Origin of the sequence: Shewanella algidipiscicola, from assembly GCF_003605125.1 — a bacterium.
Taxonomy (GTDB): domain Bacteria; phylum Pseudomonadota; class Gammaproteobacteria; order Enterobacterales; family Shewanellaceae; genus Shewanella; species Shewanella algidipiscicola.
In genome coordinates this window covers 137,187-149,922 of record NZ_QPQT01000002.1, presented here as the reverse complement: position 1 = coordinate 149,922, position 12,736 = coordinate 137,187, and the positions used below count along the sequence as shown (strand labels likewise).

General features: G+C 47.9%; 14 protein-coding genes. 5 read left to right on the top strand and 9 right to left on the bottom strand.

Features of this window, described 5'->3' with window-relative positions:
* Positions 1-33: 33 nt before the first annotated feature.
* The 4 genes from DVO77_RS02795 to DVO77_RS02780 form a co-directional block, all read right to left on the bottom strand.
* Positions 34-828: a metal ABC transporter permease gene (locus DVO77_RS02795; RefSeq protein ID WP_110455748.1), complete on the bottom strand. Its 795-nt coding sequence runs from the start codon at positions 826-828 to the stop codon at positions 34-36.
* Between the two features lie 67 nt (positions 829-895).
* Positions 896-1,810: a metal ABC transporter solute-binding protein, Zn/Mn family gene (locus tag DVO77_RS02790; protein ID WP_119977192.1), complete on the bottom strand. Its 915-nt coding sequence runs from the start codon at positions 1,808-1,810 to the stop codon at positions 896-898.
* On the bottom strand, positions 1,794-2,990 hold the full coding sequence (locus DVO77_RS02785) for a hypothetical protein (RefSeq protein ID WP_119977191.1): 1,197 nt from the start codon (positions 2,988-2,990) through the stop codon (positions 1,794-1,796). Before DVO77_RS02785 ends, DVO77_RS02790 begins: the two co-directional genes overlap by 17 nt.
* Positions 2,991-3,069: 79 nt before the next feature.
* Complete coding sequence (locus DVO77_RS02780; protein ID WP_119977375.1) at positions 3,070-3,348, bottom strand: ABC-type zinc uptake system zinc chaperone; 279 nt, start codon at positions 3,346-3,348, stop codon at positions 3,070-3,072.
* A 279-nt stretch (positions 3,349-3,627) separates the two neighbouring features.
* Here DVO77_RS02780 and DVO77_RS19340 point away from each other — a divergent pair, with 279 nt between their 5' ends.
* A complete protein-coding gene (locus tag DVO77_RS19340; protein WP_259650878.1) occupies positions 3,628-3,753 on the top strand; it encodes a hypothetical protein in 126 nt (41 codons plus the stop codon).
* On the opposite strand, the gene DVO77_RS18980 is transcribed toward DVO77_RS19340, so the two are convergent.
* Positions 3,750-3,899, bottom strand: coding sequence for a hypothetical protein (locus tag DVO77_RS18980; RefSeq protein ID WP_162599127.1), 150 nt, complete (start codon positions 3,897-3,899; stop codon positions 3,750-3,752). The genes DVO77_RS19340 and DVO77_RS18980 overlap by 4 nt on opposite strands.
* 421 nt (positions 3,900-4,320) lie before the next feature.
* On the opposite strand from DVO77_RS18980, the gene DVO77_RS02770 reads away from it, so the two are divergent.
* Positions 4,321-6,012, top strand: a complete 1,692-nt coding sequence (locus DVO77_RS02770) for a mechanosensitive ion channel family protein (protein WP_119977189.1) — start codon at positions 4,321-4,323, stop codon at positions 6,010-6,012.
* Positions 6,013-6,152: 140 nt separating this feature from the next.
* Here the strand turns inward: DVO77_RS02770 and DVO77_RS02765 are convergent, their stop codons facing one another.
* A complete protein-coding gene (locus tag DVO77_RS02765) occupies positions 6,153-7,874 on the bottom strand; it encodes a formate--tetrahydrofolate ligase (RefSeq protein ID WP_119977188.1) in 1,722 nt (573 codons plus the stop codon).
* A 555-nt stretch (positions 7,875-8,429) separates the two neighbouring features.
* Positions 8,430-9,302, bottom strand: a complete 873-nt coding sequence (locus DVO77_RS02760) for a MaoC/PaaZ C-terminal domain-containing protein (RefSeq protein WP_162924130.1) — start codon at positions 9,300-9,302, stop codon at positions 8,430-8,432.
* Between the two features lie 163 nt (positions 9,303-9,465).
* On the opposite strand from DVO77_RS02760, the gene DVO77_RS02755 reads away from it, so the two are divergent.
* Positions 9,466-10,251 carry a methyltransferase domain-containing protein gene (locus DVO77_RS02755; RefSeq protein WP_119977186.1) on the top strand — a complete coding sequence of 262 codons (786 nt, stop codon included), beginning with the start codon at positions 9,466-9,468 and terminating at the stop codon, positions 10,249-10,251.
* Here DVO77_RS02755 and DVO77_RS02750 read toward each other — a convergent pair.
* Positions 10,248-11,132 carry a TraB/GumN family protein gene (locus DVO77_RS02750; protein ID WP_119977185.1) on the bottom strand — a complete coding sequence of 295 codons (885 nt, stop codon included), beginning with the start codon at positions 11,130-11,132 and terminating at the stop codon, positions 10,248-10,250. The genes DVO77_RS02755 and DVO77_RS02750 overlap by 4 nt on opposite strands.
* Before the next feature lie 49 nt (positions 11,133-11,181).
* Here DVO77_RS02750 and DVO77_RS02745 point away from each other — a divergent pair, with 49 nt between their 5' ends.
* A complete protein-coding gene (locus tag DVO77_RS02745; RefSeq protein WP_110455739.1) occupies positions 11,182-11,493 on the top strand; it encodes a prephenate dehydrogenase in 312 nt (103 codons plus the stop codon).
* Positions 11,494-11,540: 47 nt separating this feature from the next.
* On the opposite strand, the gene DVO77_RS02740 is transcribed toward DVO77_RS02745, so the two are convergent.
* Positions 11,541-12,077 (bottom strand): DUF3016 domain-containing protein, encoded by a 537-nt coding sequence (locus DVO77_RS02740; RefSeq protein WP_119977184.1) that lies wholly within the window; start codon positions 12,075-12,077, stop codon positions 11,541-11,543.
* 288 nt (positions 12,078-12,365) lie between these two features.
* On the opposite strand from DVO77_RS02740, the gene DVO77_RS02735 reads away from it, so the two are divergent.
* Positions 12,366-12,668 carry a hypothetical protein gene (locus DVO77_RS02735; protein ID WP_308444022.1) on the top strand — a complete coding sequence of 101 codons (303 nt, stop codon included), beginning with the start codon at positions 12,366-12,368 and terminating at the stop codon, positions 12,666-12,668.
* The last annotated feature ends 68 nt before the right edge of the window (positions 12,669-12,736 follow it).

The following is a 12,736-nucleotide window of genomic DNA, read 5'->3' as shown; positions in this document are numbered from 1 at the left end:
TTAGATAGATGTCTCACTTTATAACTATCTATTTTACGAATTAGCAGATACCTTTTTAATCGAACTAGAGTCGAAAAACAGCCCATGCAACAGCCGAAACAGTATCGCACTCAACGCCAATGTGGCGACAATGGCCGCGCCGCTGGGTAGATCTAAACTCGCCGATAATATTAGCCCTGCACCATAACCCGCAACCCCTACAACATAGGCCCAAGCCCACTTAGCCTTACCGCTATATTTGTTCACTGCCAAGGCGGGCAAAATAAGCGAGCTAAACACTAGATAAACCCCCACAAGCTCCACAGACAAGGTGATCACTAAGGCAAACAGTAAATAAAACCCTGCCCCCTCGAGCCAACTAGGCTTAATGGCAATCGTACCCAACACCAATAACGACACGATTGCTGGTAATACTAGCTGCGACCAATTGACCCACAATATCTGTCCCGACATCAACTGATTGAGCATTTCACTGCCGTGAGGATCGCTTGCAAGCAATAACATAGCGGCGACTGCCGATAACACATAAAAGCAGCCAATCATCGCTTCCAGCTCATCGGCCATTCGCTTAGATAACCAAGCGATAACCCCCGCTCCCATTAACGCAAATAGCGCCGGCATCCACACATTAGAATAGGGTAGATGTTCAATCTCGTGCTGAGTGTGAGCAATAATCGCCCCCAACGCCGCTACTTGAGCAATGGCCAAATCAATAAAAATAATGCCGCGCTTTAGCACTTGGCTGCCCAGCACGACATGAGTCGATAGCACGAGTAAACCAGCCGCAAAGGCGGGCAATATGATGGATAACAGATCTAAATCAAACATGGTGTGTACCTAAAGATGCAACCCTAATAGCGCCTATGCATTCACACACAAAGGCGCTAGGGTAAGCTTATGGTTGGCTGTAGCTCAACAATAAGGTGATGACACTTTGATAGAGTGAAAACAGATCGTCGCTGTCCTCATTGCCACCAACCGACATAGGTAATACCTGCACAGGTAACGTGGCGCGCTCCCCAAGCCAATGAGCACCACGCTCATCTTGATACGACGCCACTATGATGGCCATCACATCGCCTTGTTGTGCACGATGTTGTAGCTCGGCTAAATGCGCCGTCGTTGGCGCAAGGCCAGGCTTAGGTTCCAGATCGCCCACCTGCTCGATACCTAACCAATTAAATAGGTAACGAAAACTACTGTGGTAGGCAATCACTTTTTGCCCCTTCAGCGGCGCAGCTAACGCTTGCCACTTCAACGTAGCCGCCTGCCAACGGGCGCTAAAGTCTGCCAATGCCGCATCGTACTGCGTCTTCGAGTCTGGCTCTAGCTGCACCAGTTTGAGGTGCAACGCCTCGGCCACCTTGAGCAGACGCTCTGGGTCAAAATGCAGGTGTGGATTGCCCTTGGCATGCACATCTCCCATGCTACGATCGACACTTTCAAGCCTATCTAGGGTCTCAATATGATCGGCAGCAAAAAACAAGCCTTGATCCGTTGAGCGTACCTTGGCATTCGCCGACTTCATCTGCAACATAGGCAACCAACCCACTTCAAGATCGGCACCGGCGCACACCACCAGATCGGCCTGACGCATCTTAGCAATCAGACTGGGTCTGGCCTGCACTTGATGCGGGTCTTGCATGGCTGTGGTAGCCGAGTAGATATTGGCCTCTGGTGCCAGCTCGTGAACTAATGCCGCGTATTCGGGTTCACAGGCAAACACATTGAGCGCAGCTTGTGCAGCACTGCTGAGCGTCAACGCGACCGTCAGGCAACTGGCTTGAATCACTTTAGAATTGATGCGCACTGTGAGCCCCCAATGTCATAACATATTGTAGCGTTATCAGGTTATCATCTTCGATACCATCAAAATTGGTGCCATTTTGATGGGTATATTGCAATCGCACCGTAGAGAAGTGGCTATGATGCCACGCCAAACTGACCTCGGTTTCCTTGAGCGATTGTTCATGGAAATGATCGTCATGCAGCTCCTGAGTATCTACGCGACCATAGCGCAGACCCGCAGACCAATTGGGGTTAAATTGATACACAGAGCTGACATACCAACCCGTTTGATCATCGGGGAGATGCTCCACGCTATGCGCATCGGCGAGCTCATGCGCCGCTAACGGCGCAAAATCGCTCACCTGGAAGTACTCGCCACTGAGCGTAAGGTGTTGGTATTTGTAGTTACCCTTAGGTGCCCATTTATAGACAAAATCAGCCATATAGGTATTTTCACCAGTGTACATTGCGCTATGGCTATGGCTGTGATCGTGGCTGTCTTCGATTACAACGTCTTCATCGTGGGCTTCATGGGCTGTTAGGCGACCATTTTCATTACGTAAATAGCTTAACCCCAGCTGCCAAGAACTGCTTATCCCTATATCACCACCCAACTTGGTGTAGGCGGTATAGACACCAATATTGTCGAATTCACGCTCGCCATGCTCATCTTCGGCGCGCATGCTTTCTCCCTTAAAGGCTTCGACACCCATGGTCCAGTACAGATCGGTAGGCGCAACGTAGTCGAGTCGTGCCCCATCATCGAAATAATGGCTGCCTAGGAATGCACGATATACCGCAGGGCGATCGGCAAAGGCATCGGTATGCACATGCTGATTATTTAAATAACCCACATCCGATAAGAAACGACCGGCACGCACAGAAAACCCAGCTGGCATGGATAAGGTTTGAATAAATGCCTCTTCCAGACCCACTTCAGTTTCACTGCCGTGGGTTTCTAAAACCGCGGTTAATTTGCCATAAAAAAGATCATCGATGTTGGCACTCAATGCCAGTTCGGTATGACCAAGGCCAAAGCCCTCTTCGCGTTCAGCCATCGGCCGTTCGGCACTTTGATAATAGCCGTCGAGCACAGCACTGATAGCAGGATTAGAAAGAGTGGCATCTTGCGCGCTCGCCACAGTAGATACACAGGCGCAGGCCGCTGCCAGCACCGTCATACGGGGATTAAAGTTTGTCATAACATCTCCAAAAAAACAGGCATAGCTCTCTGCCGTCAATCGACAGAGAGAAATAGTCAAAAATATCTAATAGGACTATCTAGCGTGCGGGAGGCGCTCGACTGTGGAAATAGCTAACGTGAGAACGCAATGTCGCATATACATTATCGACATAAGGTTCAAAGGTGCGTGACGGTAGGGTAAAACTAAAGTCACTAACTGGCAGGAGACTGTTGAGCTGTATTTTTTGAATACAGAGGGTGCAATGGTTTTTGGCACCATCATCAACATGTTCTAGGCTATGAGCTGGCGCAGCGACAGACAAGCAGAACAATACAGCACTAAGCCATATCGCTACTCCTCTTGCTATGCCTTTCATCGCCAATGCCATGGTATTAACTGCCGTTCCAAACTGAGATGACAAAATTTTTCACCAAGTGTATGGATTGACTCAATGAAGTCAAGCAACAAATGGCTTGGTCTATCCGTCAGTTGTAACAAAAATTAACGCTCAAACCAGTGCGCTAAAGCATGCGCGAGATCACTGACTGTTAGTGGTGAATTAAGTCTGACTTAAGCAATATTGACTAGAATTAGACCATTGAGTGAAATCGCCCCAAACCTAGATTTCAACGACTCCAGCAAGGAAACAAACAGTATGAAGGAATTTCTACGCGAAAATTTCAAGATGATTTTTTGGACATCGGTTTTCTTTATTGCGGTCCTCGGCGGTATCTATTACGTTGAGGCGGCGCTCGAAGCCCAAGTACAAGTCATCGACTAGTCATTTACCGCTGTGGTGGCGCCGTTCACCACAGCAATATGGCAAGAAAGATCCATCAGATAATACCATTGGCATTGCTCACCATAAGCCTCAGCGGATTCGGCACAGGAACTGTTAACGATACTTTTGCCTATGCGCACTGTCATCTATGGGCGTCATTTCGGGTGCTTGCATCACTTTTAGTTGATCCATCATATGACTTATCAATAGCGTGATTGTAGCGATAACGGCTATGGGTGTAGTGATATAACGCAGGTCTGAGGCAAAATACCCCCCCAACAAAACCGCAACGGTCAGATAAAAGCTGCCAATCTTTAATAATGTTAATAGCACACTCCTACCCAGCCACGCTTGGCAATGGGGACATTGAATTTGTGCGTTCACCCCTTTACCTCGCTGAGCCTTTAAACTATCAACCCCAAACGTTTTATGACAATGTGTACACAGCACAACAAGACTCTATGATGAAATTTACGGCAGTTTAACAGATCATAATTAAATGTCGCAGTTATGATTTTGGGGTCATAATAAGGGGACTGACAATGCCCATATTAAAGGACTTAATTTATGCTGCGCACAGCTTTGTTAATATTAACGCTTGGCCTCACCTTACCGGTAATAGCCGCTTCCGCCGAAACCAATTCACCACCAAATAAGATACAAGTCGTTAAAACATCGCCACAGAGTGACGCAGATAACCAAGACGACCCTATTAACAAGCTATTACACTTACAAAAGTTGATCGCCACCGATATTAGCCAGCTTCACCATGCTCAAGGCGAAATGAAACAATTTACCGAGTATCGTATTCGCGAACATGCGACTCGCTTTCATCAACGCCTCGCCATATTGATGGAAGATGATGAGTTCGATAAATCGCTATTATTACCATTGATCCAACCTTACCTGACTTTTATTGACCAGGTCAGTGCTTACTATGCCGACGACATCCACCGTCTTAAATCGCAACTGGGTAAAGATAACGATAATCAAACCATGCTTGCGTTAGCCAATCGAGAACGCCAGCAAGATGAGATGCTCAATGCCAAGTATGACATCCTCACCTGGTTGAGTCAGCTGGGAGAAAATGTTACCGCCGCCAAGGAGGAGTTAACCCAAACCCTCATTAAACGAGGCGATATTCTCAATAGTCTAGTGCTGTTTATTCAAGATAAATTACAGTTTGCTGTCGATGAAGTTGCCGAAGCCGGTAAAGATGTCACCAGTGAGCAAACCACTCGAGTGTTACACCTTAAAGAGCGCTTAGCGCTCACCAGCAGCAGTCTCTCTAGCACTATCGGCCTACTCGATGCACTAAGACAAGACACCACCATCTTAAAACAGACGCTATTTAGCATCTCTGGCGATATCACCCAAGATGTACTTAACATTAATGTGGTGAGTACCTTGCTAGAAGAGTGGTGGGATAAAGCCAAAACACAGCTGATAGACAACGGTCCTGGAGTCATGTTTAAGCTGTTTATCTTTATGCTGATCCTATTTCTGGCAGGCCTCGCAGGTAAAGCGGTTAAACGTATTAGCAGACGGGCAGTGAGTAACTCTAAGCTGAAATTTAGTAAGTTACTGCAAGATTTCTTCGTGTCACTCTCAGGTAAAGTCGTATTTGCGCTGGGATTAATGGTGGCCTTGTCGCAACTGGGATTTGAACTCGGCCCCATCCTAGCCGGTTTTGGTGTCGCGGGTGTCATTATCGGCTTCGCCTTACAAGAAACCCTGTCTAACTTTGCCTCCGGCATGATGATCTTAATCTATCGCCCCTACGATGTGGGCGATCTGATTAATGCCGCAGGCGTAACGGGCAAAGTGAGCCAGATGAGCCTAGTCTCAACCATCATTAAAACATTAGATAACCAAAGGTTAATCATCCCCAATAACAAAATTTGGGGCGACACCATTAATAATATTACCGTTGAGCATCAACGCCGAGTCGATATGAGCTTTGGCATAGGTTACGGTGATGATATTGAGAAAACCGAGCAGGTGCTAAAATCGATCGTCGATAAACATCCTAAGGTACTCGCCGACCCAGCACCGACCATAAAGCTGCATACCCTAGGCGAATCATCGGTAGACTTTATTGTGCGCCCATGGGCCAAACCTGAAGACTATTGGGATGTGTATTGGGATATTACTCGCGAGGTGAAAATGCGCTTCGATCAAGAAAACATCTCAATCCCATTCCCCCAGCGCGATGTGCACATTTATCAAACCCAGCCAAGCGCTTTACCAAGCGAGTAACGCTGTGTAACCGGCAGAATAGCTGGCCGCAATAATGTCAATCAAGCGACACACAGCAAAAAGAGGGGGCGATAATCTCGCCCCTCTTTTTAGTTAATTTATCCCACAGCGGGAACGCTAATGCAGATCATTAATCGACGTTATGCCAAACCAACAATCTCATTATGCTGATTAATATCAATGTTCAGATACCCAGGTCGAATACCTAAGCCCGGCATTGTCATCACCTGTCCGACCAAGGCGGTAATAAAGCCCGCTCCCGCACTTACCTTCAGCTCACTTATCGGTAACTCAAATCCTTTAGGCACCCCTTTGAGTTTAGGATCGTGGCTAATCGACAACGGCGTCTTCGCCACGCAAATGGGTAAATGTTCAAAGCCATGACGTTTAAGATGAACCAACTGCGCCTGCGCCTTAGCAGATAACTGTATGCCGGATGCGCCGTAACCCGCCTCGGCAATGGTCATTAGCTTGGCTTCAATGCTCTGCTCAAGCGGATACAAAAAACGAAATTGATTTGGTGCCTCAGTGGCCTGCACCACCACCTCGGCTAATGCTTGGGCGCCCTGGCTGCCTTGAGTAAAAGCATCACACACCTCGCAGCCAAATACCCCTTGCGCCATCACCTGTTCACGCAACCAGGTAAGCTCCTCAAGGGTATCGCTTTGAAAACGATTTATCGCCACCACCACAGGCACACCATATTGCGCCACATTATTGATATGCCAGCGGAGGTTATCGAATCCGGCCGCCAATTTAGCTGATTCGCTCGTGTCGCTCTGACATGCTTCTGCGTGCGATTTAAGCGCCTTCACCGTCACCACTATCACCGCAGCATCTGGCGTTTTACCCGCCTGACGCGCCTTAATATTGCAATATTTCTCAAAACCCATATCTGAGCCGAAACCGCCTTCAGTCACCACAATGTCGGCCAACTTTAAGGCGATGTCATCGGCAATGATGGAAGAGTTACCGTGGGCGATATTAGCAAAAGGCCCGGCGTGAATAAGACAGGGAGCGCCGCTTAAGGTTTGCATTAGGGTCGGGGCGATAGCTTCGCTCATGATCACCGTCATGGCCCCCGCCACACCTAAATCCTCGGCGGTAATCACCTCGCCTGCCGTATTGTGGGCTAACACAATACGGCCGATCCGCTGGCGCATATCTTGTAAATCGCGACTTAGAGCCAAAATCGCCATTAATTCTGACGCCGCGCTGATATCGAACCCACTGTCGTGCTCTGGGCCATTGCCCAGCGCATTGGGCACATTAGCGCCTAACCCCACACGGATATGACGTAGGCTGCGCTCATTTTGATCCACCACCCGACGCCAAGCAATGCGGCTAGCATCGATATTGAGCGGCGTTAACCCCGACTGCACGGCAAAGGCCTCTGCACCCAGACGGTGCTCATGATACAGGCGCGCATCAATCGCAGCAGCGGCTAAGTTATGGGCACTAGTGACCGCATGAATATCGCCCGTAAGATGTAAATTAAGCGACTCCATCGGCACCACTTGCGCTAAGCCACCGCCAGCTGCGCCGCCTTTGATGCCAAATACGGGCCCCATACTGGGTTGACGAATACAGGCGCAGGCCCGCTGACCTATTGCCTGTAACCCTTGGGTTAACCCTATGCTGGTTACCGTTTTTCCTTCGCCAAAGGGAGTTGGAGTGACGGCTGTCACTATCACCAATTTACCATCACGGTTATCCGCCAGTCGCTGCTTGATATCTAAATTAACTTTGGCTTTATAGGCGCCATAAGCAATTAATTCAGATGGTAAAATACCAAATTGTTGCGCAATAGCCTCGATGGGCTGCAACTCGGCTCGGCGAGAGATATCGATATCAGACAGCATAGGCAAACTCCTATTATAAAAATCACTTGAAAACGATGAGCTAGGTCGAATATAAAATAAAAACAACTTACTACAAACCAATTCATTGGCTCGCAGTCAGTTAATTAAGGGTTTATGAATCTAAATCAATATATTGCTCTAGCGCTGGCCTGTATCGTTCGAGCTGAGGAATAGGCAAGCACTGGTGCATGACAGCTTTGGTACTTTATCGCTAAGGGGTAGCAAGAGTGCCGCTGGTTGCCGACTCCTTGGACACCTTAGTGAATCAAACATACTTAAGCCTTGATGTGCCCCCATTAAACCTTCTGGAATTGATACAATATGATACACAGACTCAGCCTCGCTGATCCTAGCTAAACCATTTATCGACACAGCCTATGCCGAGCACATCGAAGCAGAAGCGATTAAATAAGCTACAGGGGGTAGTCTAGAACAAACGTCTATGGGGCATTGCGCGCCTTACACTTTCAACGCTGTTGATGTGCTGAGCTCAAAAAAAAAACAAAACAGCCAGCATGTGTGCTGGCTGCTTTATGAAGTATTAATAGCTGAGTGCTAATCGTGAAAGCTGACTCGGCCAGATAGATGCGGCCGTCGCCCTTTACCATCTCTGAGCTCGAAGATTAATCCCGTTTCTGGATCATTCTCGGCGCCAAAACTCACCTCTGCTGGCATAAATAATGGCAGCTTAAACTCCACATCCACGGTACAGGCTTTGTCACCGATTTGTGGCATCAAGGCCGCAATACTGCGCGCTTTGGACCACATGCCATGAGCGAGAACGCGGTCAAAACCAAAACGTTTTGACAGCACAGGATGCAGATGGATGAGATTATAATCGCCAGATGCCTTAGCGTAACGCCGCCCAAGATCTTCACTCAAGCGCCAATTAAGCGGAGCATCCCACGTCATTGGCGTGGCTTTAGGTGGCCGCACTCGGCGACCCACACTGTCGATACGATAGAGGTAAGTCGACAATGACTCCCACACCAATTCATCACCGACAAAAGCTTTAGAGGCCAATTCAAATTCTAACCCTGAATCAGTTATCTGGCTGCTTTGTAAGCAGCAGTCTATATGAAACGACTCATTCACAGTCAATTGACGATATTGGGTGATGCTGTTTTTCAGGTGGATCATTCCCAGCAGTGGAAAAGTGATAGCAGGGTGAGTAAAGATACTCGCATGCAGGCGAAACGCCATGACATAGAGATATGTCATGGGCAGATGCTGGCCATCAAACTCAAAACCACATACTTTGGCATACTGGCGCACCTTGTCGGCCGACACGCTAACATCACGGCAAGTGATGCAAATGCGCGGCAAAGGCTGCTGATCCCAACCGGGTTTACGGCCAAAAAAAATCTTGCGATAAAGCGACAGCAACGACGGTACCGCTTTCAAATCAACACAAATATCTTTATTCACGCGCTCAAAACCCTTCAACATTAACTAAATCGAAACCGGACAATTATACCTTAAAATCACAGTTTGCACCTAAAAGGTTACGCCGGCAGGTGCCAAGCCAGTATGGCTATGGCAAAATATCGCTTCTTTATCCGTAGTGCTTAACAGCCATTGGTAGCCGGTAATGCAAGACAAAAACTTTGATTCACTCGCCAGTAAATTTGCTAAAAATATCTACGGTACACCTAAGGGCGAGATACGGGCCGCTGTGGTGTGGCGTGATATCACAGAAGCACTAAGTCATTTCAATGGCCAAAAATTACGCATCTTAGATGCTGGCGGTGGCTTTGGGTTCTTTAGCCAAAAACTGGCGAAGCTCGGCCACCAAGTCACCTTGTGTGATATTTCAGCCGAAATGCTGACGCTGGCGCGTGCGCAAATAGGCGAATATGACGCTAAGCATTCATGCCAACTCGATATCACACTAATCCACGCCCCGATACAGGCACTAACCTCAAGTGAGTATGGCCAATTCGACTTGGTGCTGTGTCATGCCGTAGCCGAGTGGCTCAGTGATGCCGAGACCACCTTGGCTGCACTGGCTCGACTCGTAGCTCCTAATGGTTTATTTTCGCTGATGTTTTACAACAAAGAAGCGATGCGTTTTCATAGTCTTATCTCGGGTAACTTCGATTATGTAGCAGCCGATTTTAAGGTAAAGAAAAAAGTCGGCTTAACCCCTACCCATCCTCTGTATATCGATGACGTTAAACACTGGCTTGATAAGTGGCAGATGCAGCTGGTGTCACAATCGGGTGTACGGGTGATCCACGACTACCTTAAAACCCATCAGCCTGCCAACTCCGACTTTCAGCAGCTGCTGAATATGGAGCTAACCTATTCTCTGCACCCAAGCTATATCGCACTGGGCCGTTATGTTCACTTTATTGCTAAATGGCGAGCTGATTAATCACAGGCTTGCTGCCAACAATTTTGTAGCTTCGCCTTAAATTGCTGCTGCATGATGGCACCTATGCTCTTATCTCCCACCACATGGCCTGCGCCCACCACAATAAAGAGTGGCGCTGGCGTGGTGTCTTGGGTCATTAAGTCGGCAATTTTACGACTCATGGCTTGATTACGTTGCCAGAGCATTTTGTCTATCAAATGGGTATCATCACCTTGTTGCATCTGGCCTACCATTAACTGGTCTATCGCGGTTTCATCACCGGTGCGCCACGCTGTTATCAACGCCAGCATCTCTTCATCAGGCGCATCAATGGCCTCAAACACCATCTCCCACTGAACTTGGGGATCGAAAGACGCCATTAACTCAAACTGAAATTCACCGCTTTCAAGCTCAATCACGGGGCGCTGCCCATTTTTTTGCGTCAATATTTGCTCCACTCCCCACTGCGCTTGATAACCGAGTGCATCAAAACGCATCACCCCCAGCTGCATTGCTTGCATCCAAGGAGCGTAAGGCTTCAGGGCACTGCAGGTGGCCTCATTTGCTTGACAAAAACTCGCCATTCGCTGCGTCGTGGCTTCATCTTGTTGCAGCGACGTTAATCCATAACGACGGATCAAGTTAACGGCATCAGCTTGTGTCACGTCCACCTCCACCACTAGGGCTCCAGCCTTAGCAAAAACGGCTTCAATTTGCGGCGCCATAGGATAGAAGTCTTCTCGTCCAACATGGATTGAACCTAATAAATAAGCGGTCTTACCTTGGTAATTAATCTGATAAAACGGAGGCTTATCTGTTACTGCTGCCCTAACATCCTCACTGTTAAATAGCCCCACTAGCAAAACCATTAGCAGTAAACACCAACGTTGACTTGTTGCCATCAGGCTAGCCCCTTATAATTCGCTCAAATTTTATGATTAAGAGGCTGTTATGCCACACTCTCAACTGATAACGCAACTGCAAGAAAACCTTCAGGTCGCTTATCGTCAAGCGATCGACGCCGATGCTAAACTGGATGAATTGAAAAAAGCGGGTCACGCTAAGTTCGTGGCGATCTTCACTCAAGATCAAGGCTTCGAAGCTCAGAGCAACCGCTTTAGCCCCTATGTGCAAGAGTTGGCGCAAGAGATGACACAACTGCCCACAGATACTGACGCCTTAGCGCCAGCATTGGAACAGTTTGTCCGAAAACTAGGGGTGTTACTGCAAACCTTGCAAGCCTTTAAGGCTCAAGCAAAATAATTTATTCCAACCAGTATGCCCGTCGCACCAGCTTTAAAGCTTAGATTTTAAAGCTTAGGTGCGACCGTTTTTTGCAGCCAATCGGCTAACATCTTCGATTCGTATCGCAAGGGTCTATCGCTCGCCACGCCAATCGTTTGCATAAAGCCAAGATCGGTGAGTTTTTCATCGCCCGCCATAATCACTTGATCACCTTCCAATATTTGGTAGCTAAAGGTCATGCGCGGCGGGTAGAGATCTTTCACCACTCTAATATCGCTCACACTAGCGCCAAAGGTCGGCCTAACGTCGCCAGCCAAATCGAGATCGGTCACGACCAGCAATAACTTTTGATCTGGTTTTAAGGCTTTACTCGCGGCTTTATTAAGGTTTTTGGTTAAGGTTTCAAAGGTGCGCAGCTCATAGCGCGACTGAATGTCTCCCACCGCTTTGACATCGCGATAGTTATCCACCCCTTGCCAAGTAATGTTAACTATTCCAGCCTCGGTAACTGGATCGGCTTGCACCTCCTCGGCGCTGACATTGAGGGACACAAATGCGCCGATCACTATTGCAGCAAGTAATGGTAGCGTGGACAATCTCATAACAGCCTCCTTTAGGCCAAACCCGATTAGGTTCAATATAGCAACTGTACAAAAGCTAACCTGAATAATAGCTTAATGCAAAGCTAACAAGGGGCTATTTGTCTTTTGTGGCGTAAAAATCGCCTTAAGCATGCTGTCAATTCGTTGAGCTGTCCCATTAAGTATGCATATCGCGCGGCGATAAAAAACGTTGCTAAAACAGTATTGCTAAAGCATCGTATGCAGCCAAACGCTAAGCCCATTAAGTAAGCAGCCAAAAATCAGCTTACACGCCTCACCATGGAGACCATGATGCAAAAACACTTACCATTGTTAGTGATCATACTGCTATTTTCAGCGGCTGCTATGAGCTTAATATGGATAAACCAAACCCAGCAAACCTCGGGGCCTGAAACTTGGTCAGCCTTCATTTATACCCAAGGTTTTAATTCCGGACGTTATCAGAAACAAGATGACTTTGAGGATTATCCCAGCTGCAAAATATTTGCCGAGCAACAGGCTCAGGGAGATGTGGTGTGGGAGTGTGGTTTACGCTGTCGATTTGATTCAAGCCGCCAAGGGTTCCAATGTGAAACGATGCGCCGCGATTAACGGTTTATTCAATACTGAGAGAACACCATGACTTAGGATTGCCTTCAATCTTGGGAGCGCTTCGCTGC

Bases quoted from the DNA above. Each gene is read 5' to 3' on its own strand.
- DVO77_RS02735 (WP_308444022.1), top strand. From the start codon at position 12,366: ATGATGCAAAAACACTTACCATTGTTAGTGATCATACTGCTATTTTCA.
- DVO77_RS02785 (WP_119977191.1), bottom strand. From the start codon at position 2,990: ATGACAAACTTTAATCCCCGTATGACGGTGCTGGCAGCGGCCTGCGCC.
- DVO77_RS02780 (WP_119977375.1), bottom strand. From the start codon at position 3,348: ATGAAAGGCATAGCAAGAGGAGTAGCGATATGGCTTAGTGCTGTATTG.
- DVO77_RS02745 (WP_110455739.1), top strand. From the start codon at position 11,182: ATGCCACACTCTCAACTGATAACGCAACTGCAAGAAAACCTTCAGGTC.
- DVO77_RS19340 (WP_259650878.1), top strand. From the start codon at position 3,628: ATGAAGGAATTTCTACGCGAAAATTTCAAGATGATTTTTTGGACATCG.
- DVO77_RS02740 (WP_119977184.1), bottom strand. From the start codon at position 12,077: ATGAGATTGTCCACGCTACCATTACTTGCTGCAATAGTGATCGGCGCA.
- DVO77_RS18980 (WP_162599127.1), bottom strand. From the start codon at position 3,899: ATGACAGTGCGCATAGGCAAAAGTATCGTTAACAGTTCCTGTGCCGAA.
- DVO77_RS02765 (WP_119977188.1), bottom strand. From the start codon at position 7,874: ATGCTGTCTGATATCGATATCTCTCGCCGAGCCGAGTTGCAGCCCATC.
- DVO77_RS02750 (WP_119977185.1), bottom strand. From the start codon at position 11,132: ATGGCAACAAGTCAACGTTGGTGTTTACTGCTAATGGTTTTGCTAGTG.
- DVO77_RS02755 (WP_119977186.1), top strand. From the start codon at position 9,466: ATGCAAGACAAAAACTTTGATTCACTCGCCAGTAAATTTGCTAAAAAT.
- DVO77_RS02795 (WP_110455748.1), bottom strand. From the start codon at position 828: ATGTTTGATTTAGATCTGTTATCCATCATATTGCCCGCCTTTGCGGCT.
- DVO77_RS02770 (WP_119977189.1), top strand. From the start codon at position 4,321: ATGCTGCGCACAGCTTTGTTAATATTAACGCTTGGCCTCACCTTACCG.